This is a genomic window from Streptomyces sp. NPDC030165 (genome assembly GCF_055573595.1).
This window is the reverse complement of the sequence record NZ_JBVIBD010000002.1, coordinates 113,393-135,099: the sequence shown is the minus strand read 5'-3', so window position 1 is coordinate 135,099 and position 21,707 is coordinate 113,393. Positions and strand designations below refer to the sequence as shown.

General features: G+C 73.1%; 18 protein-coding genes and 1 riboswitch. Of the genes, 16 read left to right on the top strand and 2 right to left on the bottom strand.

The genetic code is table 11. From position 1 onward, the window contains the following. Window positions 1–248: 248 nt before the first annotated feature. The gene (locus tag ACZ4Z1_RS03805; RefSeq protein ID WP_468484965.1) at window positions 249–1,022 is read right to left on the bottom strand and encodes a DUF4190 domain-containing protein; all 774 of its coding nucleotides are present in this window, start codon (window positions 1,020–1,022) and stop codon (window positions 249–251) included. Between the two features lie 332 nt (window positions 1,023–1,354). Here ACZ4Z1_RS03805 and ACZ4Z1_RS03800 point away from each other — a divergent pair, with 332 nt between their 5' ends. The 5 genes from ACZ4Z1_RS03800 (at window position 1,355) to ACZ4Z1_RS03780 (ending at window position 7,877) form a co-directional block, all read left to right on the top strand. Continuing rightward, window positions 1,355–3,397 (top strand): N-6 DNA methylase, encoded by a 2,043-nt coding sequence (locus ACZ4Z1_RS03800; protein ID WP_468485395.1) that lies wholly within the window; start codon window positions 1,355–1,357, stop codon window positions 3,395–3,397. A gap of 120 nt (window positions 3,398–3,517) precedes the next feature. Next, complete coding sequence (locus ACZ4Z1_RS03795) at window positions 3,518–4,246, top strand: hypothetical protein (RefSeq protein WP_468484964.1); 729 nt, start codon at window positions 3,518–3,520, stop codon at window positions 4,244–4,246. Beyond that, a complete protein-coding gene (locus ACZ4Z1_RS03790; RefSeq protein WP_468484963.1) occupies window positions 4,243–6,000 on the top strand; it encodes a protein kinase domain-containing protein in 1,758 nt (585 codons plus the stop codon). The genes ACZ4Z1_RS03795 and ACZ4Z1_RS03790 overlap by 4 nt, the downstream gene beginning before the upstream one ends. A gap of 201 nt (window positions 6,001–6,201) precedes the next feature. Further along, complete coding sequence (locus ACZ4Z1_RS03785) at window positions 6,202–6,843, top strand: SurA N-terminal domain-containing protein (RefSeq protein ID WP_468484962.1); 642 nt, start codon at window positions 6,202–6,204, stop codon at window positions 6,841–6,843. Window positions 6,844–6,881: 38 nt separating this feature from the next. Continuing rightward, window positions 6,882–7,877, top strand: a complete 996-nt coding sequence (locus tag ACZ4Z1_RS03780) for a nucleoside triphosphate pyrophosphohydrolase (protein WP_468484961.1) — start codon at window positions 6,882–6,884, stop codon at window positions 7,875–7,877. On the opposite strand, the gene ACZ4Z1_RS03775 is transcribed toward ACZ4Z1_RS03780, so the two are convergent. Continuing rightward, the gene (locus ACZ4Z1_RS03775) at window positions 7,823–9,082 is read right to left on the bottom strand and encodes an MFS transporter (RefSeq protein WP_468484960.1); all 1,260 of its coding nucleotides are present in this window, start codon (window positions 9,080–9,082) and stop codon (window positions 7,823–7,825) included. The genes ACZ4Z1_RS03780 and ACZ4Z1_RS03775 overlap by 55 nt on opposite strands. A gap of 153 nt (window positions 9,083–9,235) precedes the next feature. Between ACZ4Z1_RS03775 and ACZ4Z1_RS03770 the strand changes: the two genes are divergently transcribed. The 11 genes from ACZ4Z1_RS03770 (at window position 9,236) to ACZ4Z1_RS03720 (ending at window position 21,621) form a co-directional block, all read left to right on the top strand. Then, on the top strand, window positions 9,236–10,144 hold the full coding sequence (locus ACZ4Z1_RS03770; RefSeq protein WP_468484959.1) for a LysR family transcriptional regulator: 909 nt from the start codon (window positions 9,236–9,238) through the stop codon (window positions 10,142–10,144). Window positions 10,145–10,252: 108 nt separating this feature from the next. After that, the gene (locus ACZ4Z1_RS03765; RefSeq protein WP_468484958.1) at window positions 10,253–10,651 is read left to right on the top strand and encodes a DUF6479 family protein; all 399 of its coding nucleotides are present in this window, start codon (window positions 10,253–10,255) and stop codon (window positions 10,649–10,651) included. Between the two features lie 81 nt (window positions 10,652–10,732). Continuing rightward, window positions 10,733–12,004 (top strand): cytochrome P450 family protein, encoded by a 1,272-nt coding sequence (locus ACZ4Z1_RS03760; RefSeq protein WP_468485394.1) that lies wholly within the window; start codon window positions 10,733–10,735, stop codon window positions 12,002–12,004. A 247-nt stretch (window positions 12,005–12,251) separates the two neighbouring features. Next, complete coding sequence (locus ACZ4Z1_RS03755; protein WP_468484957.1) at window positions 12,252–13,271, top strand: transglycosylase family protein; 1,020 nt, start codon at window positions 12,252–12,254, stop codon at window positions 13,269–13,271. 252 nt (window positions 13,272–13,523) lie between these two features. Continuing rightward, window positions 13,524–13,695, top strand: a riboswitch (cyclic di-AMP (ydaO/yuaA leader). Between the two features lies 1 nt (window position 13,696). Beyond that, on the top strand, window positions 13,697–14,392 hold the full coding sequence (locus ACZ4Z1_RS03750; RefSeq protein WP_468484956.1) for a transglycosylase family protein: 696 nt from the start codon (window positions 13,697–13,699) through the stop codon (window positions 14,390–14,392). Between the two features lie 399 nt (window positions 14,393–14,791). Then, entirely contained in the window at window positions 14,792–16,078 is a 1,287-nt protein-coding gene (gene eno, locus ACZ4Z1_RS03745) for a phosphopyruvate hydratase (protein ID WP_468484955.1), read from the top strand. A gap of 147 nt (window positions 16,079–16,225) precedes the next feature. After that, window positions 16,226–16,675 (top strand): FtsB family cell division protein, encoded by a 450-nt coding sequence (locus tag ACZ4Z1_RS03740; protein WP_468484954.1) that lies wholly within the window; start codon window positions 16,226–16,228, stop codon window positions 16,673–16,675. 99 nt (window positions 16,676–16,774) lie between these two features. Further along, window positions 16,775–17,311, top strand: coding sequence for a DUF501 domain-containing protein (locus ACZ4Z1_RS03735; protein ID WP_468485393.1), 537 nt, complete (start codon window positions 16,775–16,777; stop codon window positions 17,309–17,311). Beyond that, window positions 17,308–18,252, top strand: coding sequence for a Ppx/GppA phosphatase family protein (locus ACZ4Z1_RS03730; RefSeq protein WP_468484953.1), 945 nt, complete (start codon window positions 17,308–17,310; stop codon window positions 18,250–18,252). Before ACZ4Z1_RS03735 ends, ACZ4Z1_RS03730 begins: the two co-directional genes overlap by 4 nt. A 411-nt stretch (window positions 18,253–18,663) precedes the next feature. Further along, a complete protein-coding gene (locus ACZ4Z1_RS03725) occupies window positions 18,664–20,085 on the top strand; it encodes an NAD(P)/FAD-dependent oxidoreductase (protein WP_468484952.1) in 1,422 nt (473 codons plus the stop codon). A gap of 225 nt (window positions 20,086–20,310) precedes the next feature. Beyond that, window positions 20,311–21,621 (top strand): class I SAM-dependent methyltransferase, encoded by a 1,311-nt coding sequence (locus ACZ4Z1_RS03720; protein WP_468484951.1) that lies wholly within the window; start codon window positions 20,311–20,313, stop codon window positions 21,619–21,621. Window positions 21,622–21,707: the final 86 nt, after the last annotated feature.

Genomic DNA, 21,707 nt, shown 5'->3' with positions numbered 1-21,707 from the left:
CGCCGCAAGCAATTGGCTCTTCAGGGCGGCGATCCGATTCCTGACGGGCACTGCAAGGTCGCCTCCGGGACGCCGGCGAAGGACCCGTACACCGGCAATGCGGTCCAGTACGAGCGCGGGCGCAGCAAGGTGGGCATGGACCACCTCGTGGTGCTGTCGCTGTGTACGACAGGCCGCCGGCCCGGTTCCGCGTGCTGCGGTTCCGGGCCGGCGGCCTGTCGGTGTGTGGGTGAGCCGGGCTCGGCCGGTCAGAGGCTGAGCTGCCAGTGGGTGGCCTTGTGGTCGAAGCCCGGCCGGACCTCGACGTCCAGGTTCTTCGCGCCGGCCGGTACGTCGAAGGCGAAGTCCGCGGTGGCGGTCTTGCCGGCCGTCAGGGTGCCGCTGAAGCCGGAGCCGGTCTTGCCGTCGTAGATCCGCTCGGCGGTCTTGCCGTCCTTGCCGGCCCGCGCCTCGATCATCACCAGGTCGGCGGCGACGTCCTTGCTGCCCTTGTTCTCCAGCCGGACGGTGACTTTGTAGGACTTGTTGCTCTTCTGGTGCCCCACCGCGAACTCGTCGGCGGTGTACGGGCCGGGCTTGGAGACGGTCACGTTCAGGCCGGTGCTGTAGACGGCGGTGGCGCCGCCCTTGTAGCTCTTCGCGGACCCGTCCCCGGGCTTGGCCTCCGCGCCCTCCAGGGCCTTGTTGACCTCCTTCACCGCGCTGTCGACCGCGGTCACCGTGATCACCACGCCGACGACCGACAGGATCAGCGCGATGGCGCCGAAGACCGTCCCGGCGGTGGCCATGCCCTTGTTGGTGGCCTGACCGCGCTTGGCGCGGCCGCGGCCCACCAGGCCGAAGACCAGGGCGAGCAGGCCGAGGATGCCGGCCAGCCAGAAGAGCAGCGGGATCAGGCCGCTCAGCGCGCCGATGAGACCGAGGATGAGCGCGGCGACACCCAGCCCGTTGCGGGCGGCCTGCTGCGGCGGCATGCCCATCGGGGCCTGCGGCGCGTGCGGGTGGTGCATCTGGTGCGACATGGAGATACGGCCCCTTCCGGGCGCTGGATCGGTGGATCGGTGGGTCGGCGAATCGGTGTGCAGAGGCGCACCGCGTGCCGGAGTGAACCGGCGCCGCCGTGTGAACCGGTGGTGCGGTGGGTCAATAACAACACTAGCTGTGAACCGAGTCAACACGGTTCACGGGTTGGGCTCAATTCACGCCGTGAAGGAGGTGATGCCGCATTCGTGGGTATGCTCGGCGTCACAGGCAGGTACCGGCAGGTGCCGGCAGGTACAGGCGGGTCAGGGGCGAGCGGACAGGAGCCGGCCAGGTGGCGGAGCAAGCAGCAGCGACAGGGAACGCGACCGAGGTGACCGCCGCCGGTATCGCCCGGCTGGCCGGAGTGGGCCGCGCCGCGGTCAGCAACTGGCGCCGTCGGCACCCCGGCTTCCCCAAGCCCGTCGGCGGTACCGAGACCAGCCCCACCTTCGCCCTCGCCGACGTCGAGCACTGGCTGCGCGACCAGGGCAAACTCGCCGAGGTACCGCTGCGCGAACGGGTCTGGCAGCAGCTCGTCTCACACCCGGCCGGCGCCGCCACCGCCCTGCGGCACGCCGGCGCCGTCCTGCTCTTCGTCCGCGACCGGCCCTCCGCCTGGCGCCAGCTGGACCACGCCGCCGACGACATCGAGCTGGCCGGCATGCTGCCCGCCATCCTCGAATCCGTCCTCGCCGCCCACCTGGGCCGCCATCACCCCGTGCACGGCCTGACCCGCGACGCCCTCCTGCCGTCCGCCGCCCTCGTACGGGCCGCCGCCGAACTGGCCGCCGACGAGGACGGCGCCGTCCCCGCGTTCGAGTTCCTGCTCGGCCGCCACCTGGACGCCAACCCCCGGCAGTACACCCTCACCCCGCCCGGGCCGGCCGGTCTCATGGCCGCGCTGGCCGGCCCGGCCCGTACCGTCCTGGACCCGGCGAGCGGCACCGGCAGCCTGCTCGACGCCGCCGGGGACGCCGAGGAGCTGTACGGGCAGGAGGCCGACCCGGACCTGGCCGCGCTCACCGCGCTCCGCCTGGCGCTGCACGCCCCCGCCGCCCAGGTGCGCGTACACGCCGCCGACACCCTGCGCGCCGACGCCTTCCCGCAGCTCGCCGCCGACGCCGTCCTCGCCCACCCGCCGTTCAACGAACGCAACTGGGGCCACGACGAACTGGCCTACGACCCGCGCTGGGAGTACGGCTTCCCGGCCCGTACCGAATCCGAACTGGCCTGGGTGCAGCACGCGCTGGCCCGGCTGCGCGAGGGCGGCACCGCCGTCCTGCTGATGCCGCCCGCCGCCGCCTCCCGCCGCTCCGGCCGCCGCATCCGCGCCGACCTGCTGCGCCGCGGCGCCCTGCGCGCGGTCATCGCCCTGCCCGCCGGGGCGGCACCGCCGTACGGCATCCCGCTGCACCTGTGGGTCCTGCGCAGGCCGGGCGCGGCCGCGCAGCCCTCGCCGCACCTGCTCGTCGTCGACACCGCGGCGCTCACCGCGGGCGGCGCCCCCGGCCGGGACCGGCTGGACTGGCAGGCCGTACGGACCGCCGCGCTGGACGCCTGGGAAGCGTTCGACCGGGACGGCGGCGTCGAGGAAGTGCCCGGCGTACGGCGGTCGCTGGCCGCCATCGACCTGCTCGGCGACGACGTGGACCTGGCCCCGGCCCGCCACCTGCCGCCCCCGTCGGCCGCCGGCGGCCTCGCCGAACTGGCCGACGTACGCCAACGGCTGGCCACCACCCTGGCCCGTACGGCCGAACTGACCCCGGAGACGGCGGGCGGCCCCGAGCCCGCGCCCGCCCGCTGGCCGCTGACGACCGTCGGGGAACTCGCCCGCGCCGGCGCCCTCGTGCTGCGCGCCGGCGGCCCCGGCACCGCGGCCGCGGACGCCGCGCCCGCCGTCCTCACCGAGCACGACGTCATCGGCGGCACGGCACCCAGCGGCGCACTGCCCGACAGCGCCGGGCCCGCCGAGGAGCCCGTCCTCGTGGCGGCCGGCGACGTCGTCGTGCCCGTCCTCGGCGGCGGCGCCGTCGCCCGCGTCGTCGACGAGGCCACCGCGGGCGCCGCCCTCGGCCGCAACCTCTTCCTCCTGCGGCCCGACCCGGCCGCCCTCGACCCGTGGTTCCTCGCCGGATTCCTGCGCGGCACCGCCAACACCCGGCAGGCCAGCAGCTACGCGTCCACCGCCACCCGCCTGGACGTCCGCCGCCTCCAGCTCCCGCGGCTTCCGCTGGCCGACCAGCTCCGCTACGGACGGCGCTTTTGCGAACTGGCCGCCTTCGAGGAGACCCTGCGCCTCGCCGCCCGCCTGGGCGAACAGCTCGTCCAGGGGCTCCACGACGGCCTGACGGACGGTTCGGTGACGCCCGGCTGATTTCCTACAACCCCGGCGGCCCCAGCGGTGTCGTATATACGCTCGATCACACGCATCCGAGCATGTCCCGGCACCGCATCCCACCGCACCACGCCGGGCCTCGATCCGTCAGGAGCAGCAATGCACGGCCCCGTCACGGCACCACCGCCGCACCGTCCCGCGTCGCACAGGACGGTCGTCCTGCTGCGGGTGGTCTTCGTGGCGCTGGCCGTGCTCAGCCTCGGCTTCCTGGCCTGGGCGACGATGCTGCGCGCCGCGCTCGTGCAGCGCCGGCCGCTGGGCTGGTGGCTCTTCGGCGCCGACCTGGCCCTCGTCTTCACCGCGATCGTGATCGGCGGAGGCCGGGACGAGAACTCCTGGCAGTCGAACGTCTGTGTGGCGCTGATCCTCGTTCAGATGGCCGCGGCCGTCACGTATTTCCTCGTCGTCGACGGGCGCGCGCAGCGCGTCGCACCCGAGTGGCCCGCGTACGAGGCGCCGGGTGCGGGCCCGGCGTACGGCTCTCCCGGACCGGCCACCGCACCTGCCACCGCACCGGCGTACGGCTATCCGGGGCCGGGCGGTGCGGGGTACGGCTATCCCGGACCGGCCGTACCCCAGGCATCCGCCGCGGCCGCCATGCCGCCCGCCCCGCCGCCGTACGCCGGAGCGCAGCCGCCGCACCAGTCGCCTGGGCAGGCCCCGGAGCCGCTGCCCCAGGACTGGCCCTACGCCCAGACGCACACCCAGGGCGCCTTCCCGCACCAGCCCCCGGCGCAGCCCACGGCGCCCCAGCCGCAGCGCATCGACCGGGTGCGCGCCGAACTGGACGAGCTGAGCGACTACCTCCGCAAGGAGGAGGGGCGTTGAACGGACGCGTCGTCGCCGAGCGCTACGAACTCTCCGCGCTGCTCGGCCAGGGGGGCATGGGCCAGGTCTGGATCGCCTACGACCGCCGTCTCGACCGCCGCGTCGGCGTCAAACTGCTGCGCCCCGACCGGGTGTCCGGCACGCCGGACGCGGAGGAGATGCGCCGCCGCTTCGTCCGTGAGTGCCGCGTCACCGCCCAGGTCGACCATCCCGGGCTGGTCACGGTGCACGACGCGGGCAGCGACGGCGACGACCTCTACCTGGTCATGCAGTACGTGGAGGGCGCCGACCTCGCCGACCACCTGGCCGAGCACGACCCGTACCCGTGGCAGTGGGCGGTCAGCGTCGCCGCCCAGCTCTGCGCGGTCCTGGCGTCCGTGCACGCCGTGCCGATCGTCCACCGCGACCTGAAACCGCGGAACGTGATGGTCAAGCCGGACGGCACCCTCACCGTCCTCGACCTCGGCATCGCCGCCGCCCTGGACACCGACACCACCCGCCTGACCCACACCGGCTCGCCCATCGGCAGCCCCGCTTACATGGCGCCCGAGCAGGCGATGGGCGGCACGGTCGGCCCGTACACGGACCTGTACGCGCTCGGTGTGCTGCTGCACGAGCTGCTCAGCGGCGAGGTGCCGTTCGCCGGTTCCACCGCCCTGGGCGTGCTCCACCGCCACCTGTACGAGCCGCCCGTGCCGGTGCGCCGCCTCCGGGCGGACGTGCCCGAACAGCTGGAGGCGCTCGTCCTGCGGCTGCTCGGCAAGGACCCGCAGGAGCGTCCCGCCGACGCGCAGGAGGTCTACCAGGCACTGGTTCCGCTGCTGCCCGCCGCGTCCCAGGGGCGGTCCGGTTCGGGCGCGCCGATGGACCCGACCCGGCCGTTCCTGCACCCGCACGCGCCGTGGCCCGCCCGCGCGGCGGCGCCCGTCGCCCCACAGCCGGTCGCGGCGCCTGTCGCACCCCAGCCGGGCGCACCCCAGTCCGTCACCTCCCGGCCAGTCGCCGCGCCGTCCGTCGCCGCGCAGCCCGTGGCCGCGCACGCCGTGCCGCGGCAGGCCGCCGCCGCGCCCGCGGGCGCCCCCGTTCCGCCGCCCCCGTTCCCGCCCGCGGCCGCCGACCCGCGGATGTCCGCAGGGACCGCCGGCCCCCGGATGCCCGCGGGAGCCGCCGACCCCCGGACCTCCGGAACCGGCGGCCCCGACGTCGCCGCCGCCGTCGACGAGGTCAAACGCCTCCTGGACCAGGGCCGCATCACCCACGCCGTGGACATCCTCGGCGGCATCCTGCCGGCCGCCGCCGCCCGCCACGGCGCGCACTCCCCGGTCGTACGGACCCTGCGCAAGCAGTACGCGGCCACGCTCATGGACGACGGCCAGTACCGCCGGGCCCTGCCGGAACTGCGCGCACTGGCGGAGGAGTTCGCGCGGGACACCGGCCCCGGATCGGCCCGGCAGGTGCTCCAGTTCCACTTCGAGGCCGCGCAGTGCCTGGAGCAGCTGGGCGAGGTGACGCAGGCACTGGACGAGTACCGGGCCCTGCTGCCGCACTTCGAGCGCTACCCGGACGACCCCGTGCGGCCCCTGGAGATCCGCCGTTCCATCGGCCACCTGCTGCTCGCCCTCGGGGAGCGCGGTGCCGCCCAGGAGGCGCTGTCCCGCCTCCTGCACGACGCGGAACGGCTGCACGGCCCGCACGGCGCCTTCCCGGCGGAGATCCGCCGCACCCTGTACTGGCTGGGGCAGGTACGCGGCTGATCCCGGGCCGACGGGCAGGACACCGGAAGAGAACCGGAAGAGAATCCGGAAGAGAATCCGGAAGAGAAACCGCCTTCCGGGCAACTCGTTGGTCGAATCAGTGGCCCGGGCCACGCGGACTCTTTAGCATCGGCATCGATCACCGCCAGGTTGGAAGAGCCGCACGTCGCCGCACCGTTGTCGCACCCGCCAGGAGGCCTGATGTTCCGCCGTAGGTCCGCGCTTCCCCTTTCCGCCGCTGCCGCCCTGCTGGCCGCCCCTGTGCTCACGGCCTGCGGCACGGACGCGCACCCCGGCGCCGCGGCCGTCGTGGAGGGGCAGAGGATCACCGTCTCCGAGCTCCAGTCGCGGGTACGGGACGTCCGTACCGCCCAGGAGAAGTCCCCGCAGGCCGCCCAACTGATCGAGAACACCGGGAAGCTGAGCCCCGCCACCCTCAACGGCATGATCTTCGACCGGGTGCTGGAGCGCGGCGCGCGGGACGCCGGGGTCACCGTCTCCCGGCGCGACGTGCAGCAGTGGCGCGCGGCCGCCGAGCGCAGCGCGGGAGGCGCCGACCGGCTCAAGGAGATGTGGCTCCAGCAGGCCATCGCGCCCGGCGAGATCGACGCCGTGGCCCGCAACCAGCTCCTGCTGGACGGCGTCGCCAAGCGCATCGGCGCCGACCGCGGGCAGCCGCAGGGCCAGCAGCGGCTCGCCGAGTCGCTCGCCAAGACGTCCCGGAAGATGAACATCGACGTCAACCCGCGCTACGGGACGTGGGACGACAGCCAGATCGTCCTCGGCGGGACGAAGGAGCCGTGGGTCAAGAACGTGTCGGGGACGGGGCAGCAGCAGACCTGAGCCGCCGCGCTGCCGGTGCCGTGCGTTACGTTCGTCGGGTGAACGCTGACGCCACCGACGCCGCACCCGCCCCCGGCCGCCTGGTCCTGCTCACGACCAGCCACCGGGTCGCGCCCGGCCTGCTGTCCTGGCCCGCGTGGCAGACGCTGCGCGCCGCCGACCGCGTGCTGTGCGCCGACGACGCCCATCCGCAGCTCCCGTATCTGCGGGAGGCGGGCATCGCGGTCGGGGCGGGTGTGCCCGGCGCCCGGGAGCTGGTGGAGTTCTGCCGGGCCGGGGACCGTACGGCGGTCGTGATCACCTCGGCCGACGGCGACACGGAGCTGACCGACGGGCTGGCCCGGATGGCCGGCTCGGGCCGGGAGACCATGCCGGACCTGGAGCTGCTGCCCGGCTCGTACGACCTGCCGGGCGCCCGCCTGCTCGACCTCGTCCAGATCATGGACCGGATCCGCCGGGAGTGCCCGTGGAGCGGGGCGCGCACCCACGAGGACCTGGCGAAGTACGGCATCGAGGAGATGTACGAGCTGGTCGAGGCGATCGAGGAGGGCGACCGGGAGGCGCTGCGCGAGGAGCTGGGCGACGTGCTCCTCCAGGTCGTCTTCCACGCCCGGATCGCCCAGGACGATCCGGACGAGCCGTTCTCCGTCGACGACGTGGCGGGCGTGATCGTGGAGAAGCTGGTCAACCGCCACCCGCACATCTTCGGCGAGGACGAGGCGCACACCCCCGAGGACGTCAAGGCGCACTGGATGCGGACGAAGGCGGCCGAGAAGCGGCGCACCTCGGTCACCGAAGGCATCCCGCTCGGCCAGCCCGCGCTGGCACTCGCCGGCAAGCTGGCCTCCCGGGCGCGTACGGCCGGCCTCGACGCCCTCCCGGCGGGCGAGGGCGTCGGGTACGAGCTGCTCGCTCTCGCCGTACGGGCCGAAGCCGCGGGCACGGACCCGGAGACCGCGCTGCGCGCCGCCGCCCGTACCTACCGGGACGCCATCCGGTCCGCCGAGGAGGCCGCCTCCGGCGCCGCGGACTGAGCGCGTGTGCGCCGGTTCCGCAGCCGTTCGGCCGTCCAGACGGCGGCCACGGCCGCGCCCAGCGCCGCGCCCACGGCGCACACCCCGCCCCAGCCGGCCGCGCCCCACACCGCCGAGGTGAGCGCCGAGCCGGCCGCGCCGCCGACGAAGTAGCTCGTCATGTAGGCGGAATTGAGGCGGTTACGGGCCTCCGGGCGCACCGCGTAGACCAGATTCTGGTTGCTGATGTGCACCGCCTGCACCGCCGCGTCCAGCACGATCACCCCGGCCAGCAGGGCCGCCAGCGCCCAGGCGCCGCCCGCGCCGCCGGCCGCCAGCAGCGCCCACGAGCCGAACAGCAGGAACCCGCCGACGCCGGTGACCCGGTGGGCCAGCCCCCGGTCGGCCAGCCGCCCGCCGACCGAGGCGGACAGCGAACCGGCCGCGCCCACCAGGCCCAGCAGTCCGATCGCCGATTCCGACCACCCGTAGGACGGGCCGGACATCAGGAAGGCGACCGCCGTCCACAGCACGCTGAACGCGGCGAAGGACAGCGCGCCGAGCGCGGCTCGCCAGCGCAGCACCGGCTCCTGGACGAAGAGGGCGAGCGTGGAGCGGATCAGCGCGGGGTAGCGCAGTCCGGCGCCGGTGTGCAGCGCGGGCAGCCGCAGCCGCAGCAGGACGGCCATCAGCAGCATCAGGCCGGCGTTGACCCAGTAGACGGTGCGCCAGCCGCCGAGGTCGGCCAGCAGCCCGGCCGCCGTACGGGCCAGCAGGATGCCCAGCAGCAGCCCGGTCATGACGGTGCCGACCGTACGGCCGCGCTCGGCGGGTGGCGCCAGGGAGGCCGCGTACGGGACGACGACCTGGGCGGCGACGGAGGACAGGCCGGTCAGCGCGGTGCCGGCCAGCAGCAGCGTCCCGTTGGGCGCGCTCGCCGTCACGGTCAGGAAGACCGCGGTGGCCGCGCACAGGCCCACCGCCAGCCGCCGCCGCTCCAGCAGGTCACCGAGCGGTACGAGCAGCAGCAGCCCGAGCCCGTAGCCGACCTGTGCGACGGTCACCACCAGTGCCGTGGTGGCCGCCCCCAGGTGCAGGTCGCGGCCTATGACGTCCAGCAGCGGCTGGGCGAAGTAGTTGCCCGCGACCGACAGTCCGGTCGCCACGGACATCAGCAGCAGCGTGCCGCGGCCCAGCCCGCGCCGCTGCTCTTCCTGGGAAGCCATCAGCTCTCTTTCCGTACGACGCGCCACCCCGTCGGTGTTGCTCCGTCCCTCAGCTTCCGGCGCCCCGCTCGATGAGTCCAACGCATGATTGTCATCCCACCCATCACGAAACGCGATCGATGACCGCCGCCACCGGCTGGCTACGCTCGCCGCATGGAGCTGCAACAGATGCGGTACGTGGTCGCGGTCGCCGAGACCGGCGGCTTCACCCGCGCCGCCGAACGCTGCCACGTCGTGCAGTCCGCGCTCAGCCACCAGGTCGCCCGCCTGGAGAAGGAGCTCGGCGCCCGGCTCTTCCACCGTACGAGCCGCAGCGTGCGGCTGACGGCCGCGGGCGAGGCGTTCGTGCCGGTCGCCCGGCAGGCGCTGGAAGCGGCCGAGCGGGCCCGGGCCGAGGTGGAGGCGGCGGCCGGCGAGGTCCGCGGCCGGCTGGCCATCGGAGCCATCTCCACCGTCGCGGCCGTCGACCTGGCCCGCGAGCTGGGCGCCTACCGCGCCCGCTACCCGCAGGTACGCATCAGCCTGCGCATGGAGATGAGCGAGCAGCTGGTCGAGCAGGTCCGGCAGGGCACGCTGGACGTCGCCTTCATCGGGCTGGTGCCGGGCGCCCGCAGCCAGGGCGTACGGGAACGGACGCTGGCCCACGGGGAGCTGGTGGCCGTCGTGGCGCCGGACCACCCGCTGGCGGGCCGGGAGTGGACGGACCTGCGGCGGCTGGCCGAGGAGACCTTCGTGGACTTCACGGCCGGGTCGGCGGCGCGCCGCCAGCGGGACGACGCGTTCCGGGCGGCGGGCCTGACGACCGAGGTGGCCTTCGAGGTGACCACCGTGGAGTTCCTGGCCAAGCTGGTACGGGCCGGGCTCGGCATCGGCATGGTGCCGCAGGCGTTCGCCACCGAACTGACCGGGCTGAGCGTGGTACGCGTCCCCGACGCCCCCGCCCGGGCCGAACGCGTCATCTGGAGCGCGCGGGGCCCTTCCCCGGCGGCCGCGGCCTTCCTGGACGCGCTGGGCGTGCACCCCTCCGAGCCGGACCCGGGCCCCGCCACCCGAGGGGCATGAGCCCCGCTTCCCGCCGTTGACCTGCGCTTTCACCTCCGTACCCGGCCTTCGGGCCGGTGCCGGGGCCCGCCCGCGCATCGTCCCCGCCGACCCGGGTACCCGGAGCGAATGACAGCAACGATCGCTTCGACCACACCGGCCCAGGACGGCACCGCCGTCCAGCAGGCCGTGGACCTCACGCGGGACATGGTCGTCGGCACCGGTCCGCTGATCGCCGGGATCGTCATCGTCGCGGGACTGATCCTCGCCGTGGTCTACGGCAGGCGCCGCCGGGACCGGGAGCCCGACCCGCCCGAGCCGGAGACCCAGCCGACCCCGCCCAAGGACCCGACCGGGTACGAGAGCGAACTGCGCGACCCGAACGAGGTGCCGCGCGGCGGCGACCACCGGCTGACCCCGCACGAACTGTCCGATTACGGCAACGCCCCCACCCGCCACGGCGACGACCAGGACCGGGAGCGCAAGCGCTGGCAGGACGGGCACAGCGGGTCCTTCGGCAGCGGTTAACGTCGAGGGGTGCGACCGCAGACCCCCTTCCCCTCCGACGAGCGGCCCGCCGACCCTTCAGGGGCCGGGCCCGCCTGCCCCGTGACCGGCCGCGGCCCGACGGCCGTCCCGCCCTGCCCCGAGCTGTTCACGTGGGAGTTCGCCTCCGACCCGTACCCGGCCTACGCCTGGCTGCGCGAGCACGCGCCGGTGCACCGTACGCGGCTGCCCAGCGGCGTCGAGGCCTGGCTGGTGACCCGGTACGCGGACGCCCGGCAGGCGCTCGCCGACACCCGGCTGTCGAAGAACCCGGTGCACCACAGCGAGGCCGCGCACGGCAAGGGCAAGGTCGGCATCCCCGGCGAGCGCGGCGCGAACCTGATGACGCACCTGCTCAACATCGACCCGCCGGACCACACGCGGCTGCGCCGGCTGGTCTCCAAGGCGTTCACCCCGCGCCGCATCGCCCGGTTCGCGCCGCGCGTACAGGAACTGACCGACGCGTTCATCGACTCCTTCGCGGAGCGCGGCGAGGCCGACCTGATCCACGAGTTCGCCTTCCCGCTGCCCATCCACGCCATCTGCGACCTGCTCGGCGTCCCGCGCGAGGACCAGGACGACTTCCGGGACTGGGCCGGGATGATGATCCGGCACGGCCAGGGGCCGCGCGGCGGCGTCGCCCGGTCGGTGAAGAAGATGCGCGGCTATCTCGCCGAGCTGATCCACCGCAAGCGCGAGACCCTCGGCGACGAGGGCGCCGACGACCTGATCTCCGGCCTGATCCGCGCCTCCGACCACGGCGAGCACCTGACCGAGAACGAGGCCGCAGCGATGGCCTTCATCCTGCTCTTCGCGGGCTTCGAGACCACCGTCAACCTCATCGGCAACGGCGTCTACCAGCTGCTGCGCCACCCCGCCCAGCGGGAACAGCTCCAGAAGGCGGCCGCCGCCGGGGACACGGAGCTGCTCGCCACCGGCGTGGAGGAGCTGCTGCGCTACGACGGCCCGGTCGAGCTGGCCACCTGGCGCTTCGCCACCCAGGACCTCACCATCGGCGGGCAGCGGATCGCCGAGGGCGACCCGGTCCTGGTCGTGCTGGCCGCCGCCGACCGGGACCCGGAGCGCTTCCCCGGCCCCGACGTCCTGGACCTGTCCCGCCGCGACAACCAGCACCTCGGCTACGGCCACGGCATCCACTACTGCCTGGGCGCGCCGCTGGCCCGCCTCGAAGGGCAGACCGCGATCGCCACCCTGCTGACCCGGCTGCCGGACCTGCGGCTGGGCGCGGAACCGGACGACCTGCGGTGGCGCGGCGGGCTGATCATGCGGGGGCTGCGGGCGCTGCCGGTGGAGTTCACGCCCGTACGGAAGTGACGCCGCGCCCGTACGGAAGCGGTGTACCGACCGTACACACGGGGCCTCGCGCCCGTACGGAAGTGACGTCACGTCAGGCCGTGACCTGCGCGTGATCTCCGCTACACCGGCTTGTGACGAGCGGGTGGCCCCGCTACTTTCATCCGTCTGAAAGGCCGGGGCGGGCGGCGCGGCAGGCGCAAGGGCCACGCAGCCGACGGTTCCGGCCTCTCGACGACAACTCAACCGCCGCTCGAAAGGCAACCGCATGCGCTCCGGGAACGGCCGTCACCGACGCCCCCGTCAGGCTCCGGCCATCTTCGTCACGGCGGGAGTCGCCGGCGGCGCCCTCGCCATGCCGCTGCTCGCCGCGAGCAGCGCCGACGCCGCCGACGCGGCCACCTGGGACCGCGTCGCGCAGTGCGAGAGCAGCGGGATGTGGAGCGCCAACAGCGGCAACGGCTTCTACGGCGGGCTCCAGCTGACCCAGGAGATGTGGGACCGCTACGGCGGCCCGGCGTACGCCTCGCGCCCCGATCTGGCCAGCCGCTCGCAGCAGATAGCCGTCGCCGAGTCGATCCTCGCCGCGCGCGGCCCCGACACGTGGCCGAGCTGCGCGGTGAACGCGGGGCTCAAGCAGGGCGGCAGCGGGCCGGACGTCGACCCGGGCAGCACGGCGACGCCGACCCCGGAGTTCTCCTCGCCGTCCCCCTCCTCTCCCGCCACCCCGCCGCCCTCCTCCAAACCGTCCGGGCCGTCCGGGACCCCGGAGCCCGGCGGTGCGCGCACTCCGGAGCCGGAGCCGTCGTCCACCGGCCCGGCCGGGACGCCGGAGCCGTCCCGCACGCCGGAGCCGTCCGGTGCGGGGCGTACGGAAGACCCGTCGCACCCGGCCGACCCGGGCACCCCGGGCGACGGCGCCTCCACGGGCCCCACCGCGCCCCCGTCACAGGGCAAGCACCGCGGGCAGCCCGAGGAGGAGCCCGGAGCGGGCGCAGGTACGGGCACGGACGCAGGTACGGGTACGGGTACCGGTTCAGGCTCCGGTGACGCGGGCCGGTCCGGCGGGGAACGCCCCTCGCGGGGCGGCGACGCGCACCGTACGGACCCGGGGTCGCCAGGTGACTACACCGTGCGGCCCGGTGACAACCTGTCAGCCATCGCGGAGGACCGCGGGGTCTCCGGGGGCTGGCCGGCGCTCTACGCGGCCAACAAAGGTGTCATCGGGGGCGATCCGGACCTTATCCACCCTGGTCAGCGCCTTGACCTGGCTCCTGAACAGGGATAGTTCGCGGTGGTTTGCCCGCTTTGGCGAAAGTGAGACATGGATCTCGTTCGGGGGCGTGGTGACCGTCCCGTCCGTTGTTTCCAAACCTGCGACGACCTGCGGAAATGTGATGATCCTGTGATGTCTGGGGGTCAACTGGCCTCAGATGTAGGGGTTTGAACCAGCGGGGTGTTCGTGTTTACCGTCTTCATCGCTCGCCAAAGCGGGCCCTTCGATCACACGCCGAATCCTGCCGGTGGTCGGAGGTCACTCGACGCGAGAGCGCCGAAGGCAGGAGCGGGGGACCCAAGGTAAGTGCCGGCCCCGCCCGCGGAAGCGGGTCCCGACCGGCTTGGGGTGAAGCCATGTGTGAAGCACACACGGCCGGGCAACTCACATGGCCCGAACCCGACAGCTCACCTCGCAGGCGTCGGTGAGGAACAACCATGCTGAACTCCAAGGGCAAGCACCGTCGTCCCTCCAAGGCCGTCCGCGTCGCCACCCTGGCGGGCGTCGCCGGTGCCGCCGTGGCCGTCCCGCTGATGGGCGCCACCTCCGCCTCCGCCGCGGGCAACAACTGGGACGCCGTCGCCCAGTGCGAGTCCGGTGGCAACTGGTCGATCAACACCGGCAACGGCTACTACGGCGGCCTGCAGTTCTCGAACTCCAGCTGGGCCGCCGCCGGCGGTACCCAGTACGCCCCGCGCGCCGACCAGGCCAGCAAGAGCCAGCAGATCGCCGCGGCCGAGCGCCTGCTCGCCATCCAGGGCCCGGGCGCCTGGACCTGCGCCGGCGGCCACCTCGGCCAGGGCAACGCGAACGCCAAGGCCGACGGCGGCTCGTCGCAGGGCAGCTCGCACAAGTCCTACAAGTCCAAGCGCTCCTACTCCGCCCCGCAGGGCACCTCGCGCTCCGAGGCCCGCAAGCAGGGCGAGGAGCTGGCCCGCAAGACCCCGGCCCCGACCCACAAGTCGACGCCGAAGTCGAACCCCGAGGGCAACTACACCGTCAAGTCCGGTGACACCCTCGCCAAGATCGCCGCTTCCCACGGCAAGAACTGGAAGTCGGTCTACGCGAACAACAAGTCCGTCATCGGCGGCAACCCCAACCTGATCTTCCCGGGCCAGAAGCTGGCCGTCTGAGCCGGCTGAAGCCCTGAGGGACCCCGGGTGACCGTGGCGCTCCGTACGTACGGCGGTACGTACGGGCCGCACGGCACCCCGGGGGCCGCTCGACCCGGGAATCCGCTCTTCCCGTGAGACCGCCCCGCCACGGCGCCTGTCCCCCGCACGCGCCGCGGCGGGGCTTCTCCATTTCCCCCGCCCGGCCCCGGGGGCCGGGCCGCCCCGTCCGCCGGGCCCGCCCGGCCGTACCCGCCCCGTCCGCCGACTTCCCCGTTCAGCGAACATTGCGCCCATACCTCCCCTGAACAGGGGCTTTGCGGGTGTATTCAGCCCAAGGGCCGGGCTGGCGGCGAGCGGAACCCCCCGAGGCCGTTAGGCTCGTGCTGCAGAACTCCAGACACCCATGAAGGAGACAACGTGCCGTCCATCGACGTCGTCGTAGCTCGCGAGATTCTCGACTCGCGAGGCAATCCCACGGTCGAGGTCGAGGTCGGCCTCGACGACGGCAGCACCGGCCGTGCCGCCGTCCCGTCCGGCGCCTCGACCGGCGCCTTCGAGGCCATCGAGCTGCGCGACGGTGACCCGGCGCGCTACCTGGGCAAGGGCGTGGAGAAGGCCGTCCTCGCGGTCATCGAGCAGATCGGCCCGGAGCTGGTCGGCTACGACGCCACCGAGCAGCGCCTGATCGACCAGGCCATGTTCGACCTGGACGCCACCGACAACAAGGGCTCGCTCGGCGCCAACGCCATCCTCGGCGTCTCCCTGGCCGTCGCGCACGCCGCCTCCGAGGCCAGCGACCTGCCGCTGTTCCGCTACCTGGGCGGCCCCAACGCCCACGTGCTGCCGGTCCCGATGATGAACATCCTGAACGGCGGCTCGCACGCCGACTCCAACGTGGACATCCAGGAGTTCATGATCGCCCCGATCGGCGCGGAGTCCTTCTCCGAGGCCCTGCGCTGGGGTGCCGAGGTCTACCACACTCTCAAGAAGGTCCTGAAGAACAAGGGCCTGGCCACCGGCCTGGGCGACGAGGGCGGCTTCGCCCCGAACCTGGGCTCCAACCGCGAGGCCCTGGACCTGATCCTCGAAGCGATCAAGGAAGCCGGTTACACCCCCGGCCAGGACATCGCGCTCGCGCTCGACGTCGCCGCCTCCGAGTTCTACAAGGACGGCGTCTACGAATTCGAGGGCCAGCAGCGCACCGCCGAGCAGATGACCTCGTACTACGAGGAGCTCGTCGCCGCCTACCCGCTGGTCTCCATCGAGGACCCGCTGTTCGAGGACGACTGGGCCGGCTGGAACGTCATCACCGAGCGCCTGGGCGCCAAGGTGCAGCTGGTCGGTGACGACCTGTTCGTCACCAACCCGGAGCGCCTGGCCCGCGGCATCGAGGAGAACTCGGCCAACGCCCTGCTGGTCAAGGTCAACCAGATCGGCTCGCTGACCGAGACCCTGGACGCCGTCGAGCTGGCCCAGCGCAACGGCTTCAAGTGCATGATGTCGCACCGCTCCGGCGAGACCGAGGACGTCACCATCGCCGACCTGGCCGTCGCCACCAACTGCGGTCAGATCAAGACCGGCGCCCCGGCCCGCTCCGAGCGCGTCGCCAAGTACAACCAGCTGCTGCGCATCGAGGAGATTCTCGACGACGCGGCGGTCTACGCGGGCCGCTCCGCCTTCCCGCGGTTCCGCTTCGCGGACTGACAAGCCCGGCAAGGGCTGATCCCCGGGGCCGCGAAAGGCCCCGGAAGCCGTGAATACCTACGTCCCCGGCGGCGGTCCCGTACCGTTGCCGGGGACGTACGTGCTGCGGGCCGCGCCGGCCCGGCCCGGTGACGAAGGGGAGGCGAGGTGTCCGCGGAACGGTTCTCCACCGCGACCCGGCTCAAGGCGCTCGGCGAACAGGCCGCCGCCCGCGTCCAGCGTTCCGGCCGCCCCCGGCGGGGCCGCCTGACCGGCCGCGCGGCGCTGCTCGCGCTGGTGCTGTGCTCCCTGGTCGTCGCCCTCGCGTACCCCACCCGGCAGTACATCTCCCAGCGCTCCGAGATCGCCGACCAGCGCCGCCAGGCGGAGCAGGCCGCGCGGCGCGCCGACGAACTGCGCGACGAGAAGGCCCGCTGGCAGGACCCGGAGTACGTACGGCAGCAGGCGCGGCAGCACCTGCACTACGTCCGGCCCGGCGAGACCGGCTTCATCGTCCAGGACGGCTCCGGTGCCGGAAAGCGGCGCACCGGCCAGGCCGCAGCGGAACGCCCCTGGTACGACAACATCTGGAACGGCCTGGACGCCGCCGACCAGTAGCCTGTCCGGGGCACGCGCCCGGCCACGCCCGCCGTACGGCCACCGTCCCCTTCACCACCGCCACGACCGAAAGCACCCACGTCCGTGTCTGAACACCTCATGCCCCCGCCGCAGACCGAGCGCACCGAGCCCACCGATGCGGACATCGCGGCCTTCAAGGAACAGCTCGGCCGCCCGCCGCGCGGCCTGCGCGCCATCGCGCACCGCTGCCCCTGCGGACAGCCGGACGTCGTCGAGACGGCCCCGCGCCTGGAGGACGGCACCCCCTTCCCCACGCTGTACTACCTCACCTGCCCGCGCGCCGCCTCCGCGATCGGCACGCTGGAGGCCAACGGCGTGATGAAGGAGATGACCGAGCGGCTGGAGCGGGACCCGGAGCTGGCCGCCAAGTACCGCGCCGCCCACGAGGACTACATCCGGCGCCGGGACGCCATCGAGGTCCTCCAGGGCTTCCCGAGCGCGGGCGGCATGCCCGACCGGGTCAAGTGCCTGCACGTCCTGGTCGGCCACTCGCTCGCGGCCGGCCCCGGCGTCAACCCGCTCGGTGACGAGGCGCTCGCGATGCTGCCGCAGTGGTGGCGCAAGGGCCCCTGCGTGACTCCCTGCCAGGAGCCGGACGAAGGAGCGGGCGAGTGAAGCGCGTAGCGGCCGTCGACTGCGGCACCAACTCCATCCGGCTGCTCGTCGCCGACCTCGACCCGGCGACCGGCGAGCTGAAGGACCTGGACCGCCGGATGCGGATCGTGCGCCTGGGCCAGGGCGTGGACCGTACGGGACGCCTCGCCCCCGAGGCCCTGGAGCGCACCTTCGCGGCCTGCCGCGAGTACGCCGCGATCATCGAGGACCTGGGCGCGGAGACCGTCCGCTTCGTCGCCACCTCCGCCTCCCGCGACGCCGGGAACCGCGACGACTTCGTACGCGGCGTCGTGGACATCCTCGGCGTCGAGCCCGAGGTGATCACCGGTGACCAGGAGGCGGAGTTCTCCTTCACCGGCGCCACCAAGGAGCTGACCGGCCGCACCGACCTCGCCAGGCCCTATCTGGTCGTCGACATCGGCGGCGGCTCCACCGAGTTCGTCCTCGGCTCCGGGACCGTAGGCGCCGCCCGCTCCGTGGACATCGGCTGCGTACGGATGACCGAGCGCCACCTCGTACGGGACGGCGAGATCGTCGCCGACCCGCCCGGCGACGAGCAGATCGGCGCCATGAAGGCGGACATCGGCCGTGCCCTGGACCAGGCGGCGCGGACCGTCCCGCTGTCCGAGGCCCGCACCCTGGTCGGCCTGGCCGGCTCGGTCACCACGGTCGCCGCCATCGCCCTGGGCCTCCCCGAGTACGACTCCGCCGCCATCCACCACGCGCGCATCCCCCTGTCCGATGTCCGCGAGATCACCAACCGCCTCCTGAGCGCCACCCACGAGGAGCGCGCCGCCATCCCGTCCATGCACCCGGGCCGTGTCGACGTCATCGCGGCGGGCGCCCTGGTCCTCCTGTCGATCATGGAGCGGGTGGGTGCGCAGGAGGTCGTCGTCTCGGAGCACGACATCCTGGACGGGATCGCCTGGAGCTGCGCGTAGCGTGCTCACAGGGCGGGAGCGGAGGCAGCGGCAAGGGCCGGAAGGGTCCCTTCCAGGGGGCTCTTGGGCCCTGCCGCGAAGAAAGTTCGTGAAACTCTTCACATGAAAAAAGGGCTCGTTGACCGCACAAACCGGGCAGCGGGCCCTACTTCTTGGGCCGTAGGTCCCCGGCGCCGCAAGAATGTGCGGTTTTCAGGGGTGTTAAAGAGATGCTTACGCGGGGTGTGGTCCAGTCGCCCCGGAGGCCACAATCCCTGATCAACGGGGGTGTCCAACGCTCCGGACGGTGCCTTGGTTCCCCTGCGGGGCTATGGCGTCGATCACGGAGCGGCGGAGTGTAGCAGACCCCTTCCGCAACCTTGTGAAGGGGCTCACGAGGGGTGCTCCGTATGGGGGTGGATACTCGATTGCATGAGCACCACGGAGCGTCCCAGGATCCTCGTTGTAGGCGGTGGGTACGTAGGTTTGTACGCGGCACGCCGCATCCTCAAGAAGATGCGGTACGGCGAGGCGACGGTCACGGTCGTCGACCCGCGCTCGTACATGACGTACCAGCCCTTCCTCCCTGAAGCTGCTGCCGGCAGCATCTCTCCCCGCCACGTCGTGGTGCCGCTGCGACGCGTGCTCCCGAAGGCGGAGGTCCTCACCGGCCGCGTCACCACCATCGACCAGGACCGCAAGGTCGCCACGATCGCCCCGCTGGTGGGCGAGGCGTACGAGCTGCCCTTCGACTACCTGGTCATCGCGATGGGCGCGGTCTCCCGAACCTTCCCGATCCCGGGCCTGGCCGAGAACGGCATCGGCATGAAGGGCGTCGAGGAGGCCATCGGCCTGCGCAACCACGTGCTGGAGCAGCTGGACAAGGCCGACTCCACGACCGACGAGGAGGTCCGCCGCAAGGCGCTGACCTTCGTCTTCGTCGGCGGCGGCTTCGCCGGTGCGGAGACCGTCGGCGAGGTCGAGGACATGGCCCGCGACGCCGCGAAGTACTACAAGAACGTCAAGCGCGAGGACATGCGCTTCATCCTCGTCGACGTCGCGGACAAGATCCTGCCCGAGGTCGGCCCCAAGCTCGGCGCGTACGGCAAGGAGCACCTGGAGAGCCGCGGGGTCGAGATCTACCTCGGCACCAGCACCAAGTCCTGCGTCGACGGCCACGTGGTGCTCAGCAACGACCTCGAGGTCGACTCCAACACCATCGTGTGGACCGCCGGCGTCAAGCCGAACCCGGCGCTCGCGCGCTTCGGCCTGCCGCTGGGCCCGCGCGGCCACGTCGACACCCAGGCCACCCTCCAGGTGCAGGGCAGCGACTACATCTGGGCCGCCGGCGACAACGCCCAGGTCCCGGACCTGGTCGGCCGCAAGGCGGGCAACGAGAACGCCTGGTGCCCGCCGAACGCCCAGCACGCGCTGCGCCAGGCCAAGGTCCTCGGCGACAACGTGATCTCCGGTATGCGGGGCTTCCCGCAGAAGGAGTACAGCCACGCCAACAAGGGCGCGGTCGCGGGCCTGGGTCTGCACAAGGGCGTCGCGATGATCGTCCTGGGCAAGACCAAGATCAAGCTGAAGGGCCGGCTGGCCTGGTACATGCACCGCGCGTACCACGGCATGGCGATGCCGACCTTCAACCGCAAGATCCGCGTCTTCGCCGACTGGACCCTCGGCATGTTCCTCAAGCGCGAGATCACCTCGCTCGGCGCGATGGAGAACCCGCGCGAGGAGTTCTACGAGGCCGCCAAGCCGGCCCCGGCGCCCGCCGCCGCGGCCGACGACAAGGCCAAGAGTGACGACAAGGCCAAGAACGACGACAAGGCTGAGGCCAAGGCTTCCTGACCTTTCGTCGGGAGCGGCGTCCGGCAGCGGACGCCGCCCGTACACCACCGCCGAAGGGGCGGCCGCCATCCGTGGTGCGGCCGCCCCTTCGGCGTATTCGTGGTGGCGCTCCGCGGCCGTTTTGCTGTTCCCTTACGAACGAACGGGACTACCGGGTGCCCGGACGGCGTTTACGTGGTGGGTGAAACTTTCTTCGCCCTTCTCGTCAACACGGAGGTGTGCGACATGGCCGACGCCGCTGGACGGCTCTCCAAGCTCGCCGAGGAGGTGCTGGGAGCCCCGCTCCCGGTCCGCATCCGCGCCTGGGACCGCAGCGAGTACGGCCCGCCGGGGGCGCCCACTCTCATCATCCGCAACCGCCGCGCCCTGCGCCGCCTCCTGTTCAAGCCCGGGGAGTTGGGCCTCGCGCGCGCTTGGGTGGCCGGTGACGTCGATATCGAGGGCGATCTGTACGAAGCGCTGGACCTGCTGTCGGGGCTGATCTGGGAACGCGGTACGGCGGCCGAAAAGCCACAGCGTGCCCCCGTCCTGCGCGCCCTGGCCAAGCCGGAGATCCGTGCGGCCGCCCGCGACCTGGTGGCTCTGGCAGGTCTCCCCGTACCGCCCAGGCCGCCCGCCGAGGAAGCCCCCAAGAGCCACGGCCCGCTGCACACCCTGCGCCGGGACAAGGAAGCCATCAGCCACCACTACGACGTCGGCAACGACTTCTACGAGCTGGTGCTCGGCCCGTCCATGGTCTACTCCTGTGCCTACTGGGAGGGCCCGGACGCCACCCTGGAGGACGCCCAGCGCGACAAGCTGGACCTGATCTGCCGCAAGCTCGGCCTGAAGGAGGGCGAGCGGCTGCTGGACGTCGGCTGCGGCTGGGGCTCGATGGCCCTGCACGCCGCCCGCGAATACGGCGTACGGGTCGTCGGCATCACCCTCTCCGAGGAGCAGGCCGCGTACGGGCGCAAGCGCGTCGCCGAGGCGGGTCTCGCGGACCGGGTCGAGATCCGCGTCCAGGACTACCGCGAGGTCCACGACGAGCCGTTCGACGCGATCTCCTCGATCGGCATGGCCGAGCACGTCGGCCGCGCCCGCTACGCCGAGTACGCCGCCGACCTGTACGCGCTCCTCAAGCCCGGCGGGCGGCTGCTCAACCACCAGATCGCCCGCCGCCCGCTGGCGGACGAGGACGCGTACCACGTCGACGAGTTCATCGACCGGTACGTCTTCCCGGACGGCGAGCTGGCCCCGGTCGGCCGCACGGTCGGGCAGCTGGAGGACGCCGGGTTCGAGGTGCGCGACGTGGAGGCGATCCGCGAGCACTACGCGCTGACGCTGCGCGCCTGGGTGGCCAACCTGGAGGCGCGCTGGAAGGAGGCGGTGCGGCTGACGACGCCGGGCCGGGCCCGGGTGTGGCGGCTGTACATGGCCGCCTCCGCACTGTCCTTCGAGCGCAACCGCATCGGCGTCAACCAGGTCCTGGCGGTCCGCACGCCGGAGTCCGGCGCCTCCGGGCTGCCGCTGCGCAGCCGCGACTGGCGCGGCTGACCCCCGTACGGAACCGGACGGCCCCGGGGGGCTGGGCGCAGAGGGGGGGGAGAGGGACGGGGGGGGGGGGTAGATGGGAGGGGTGT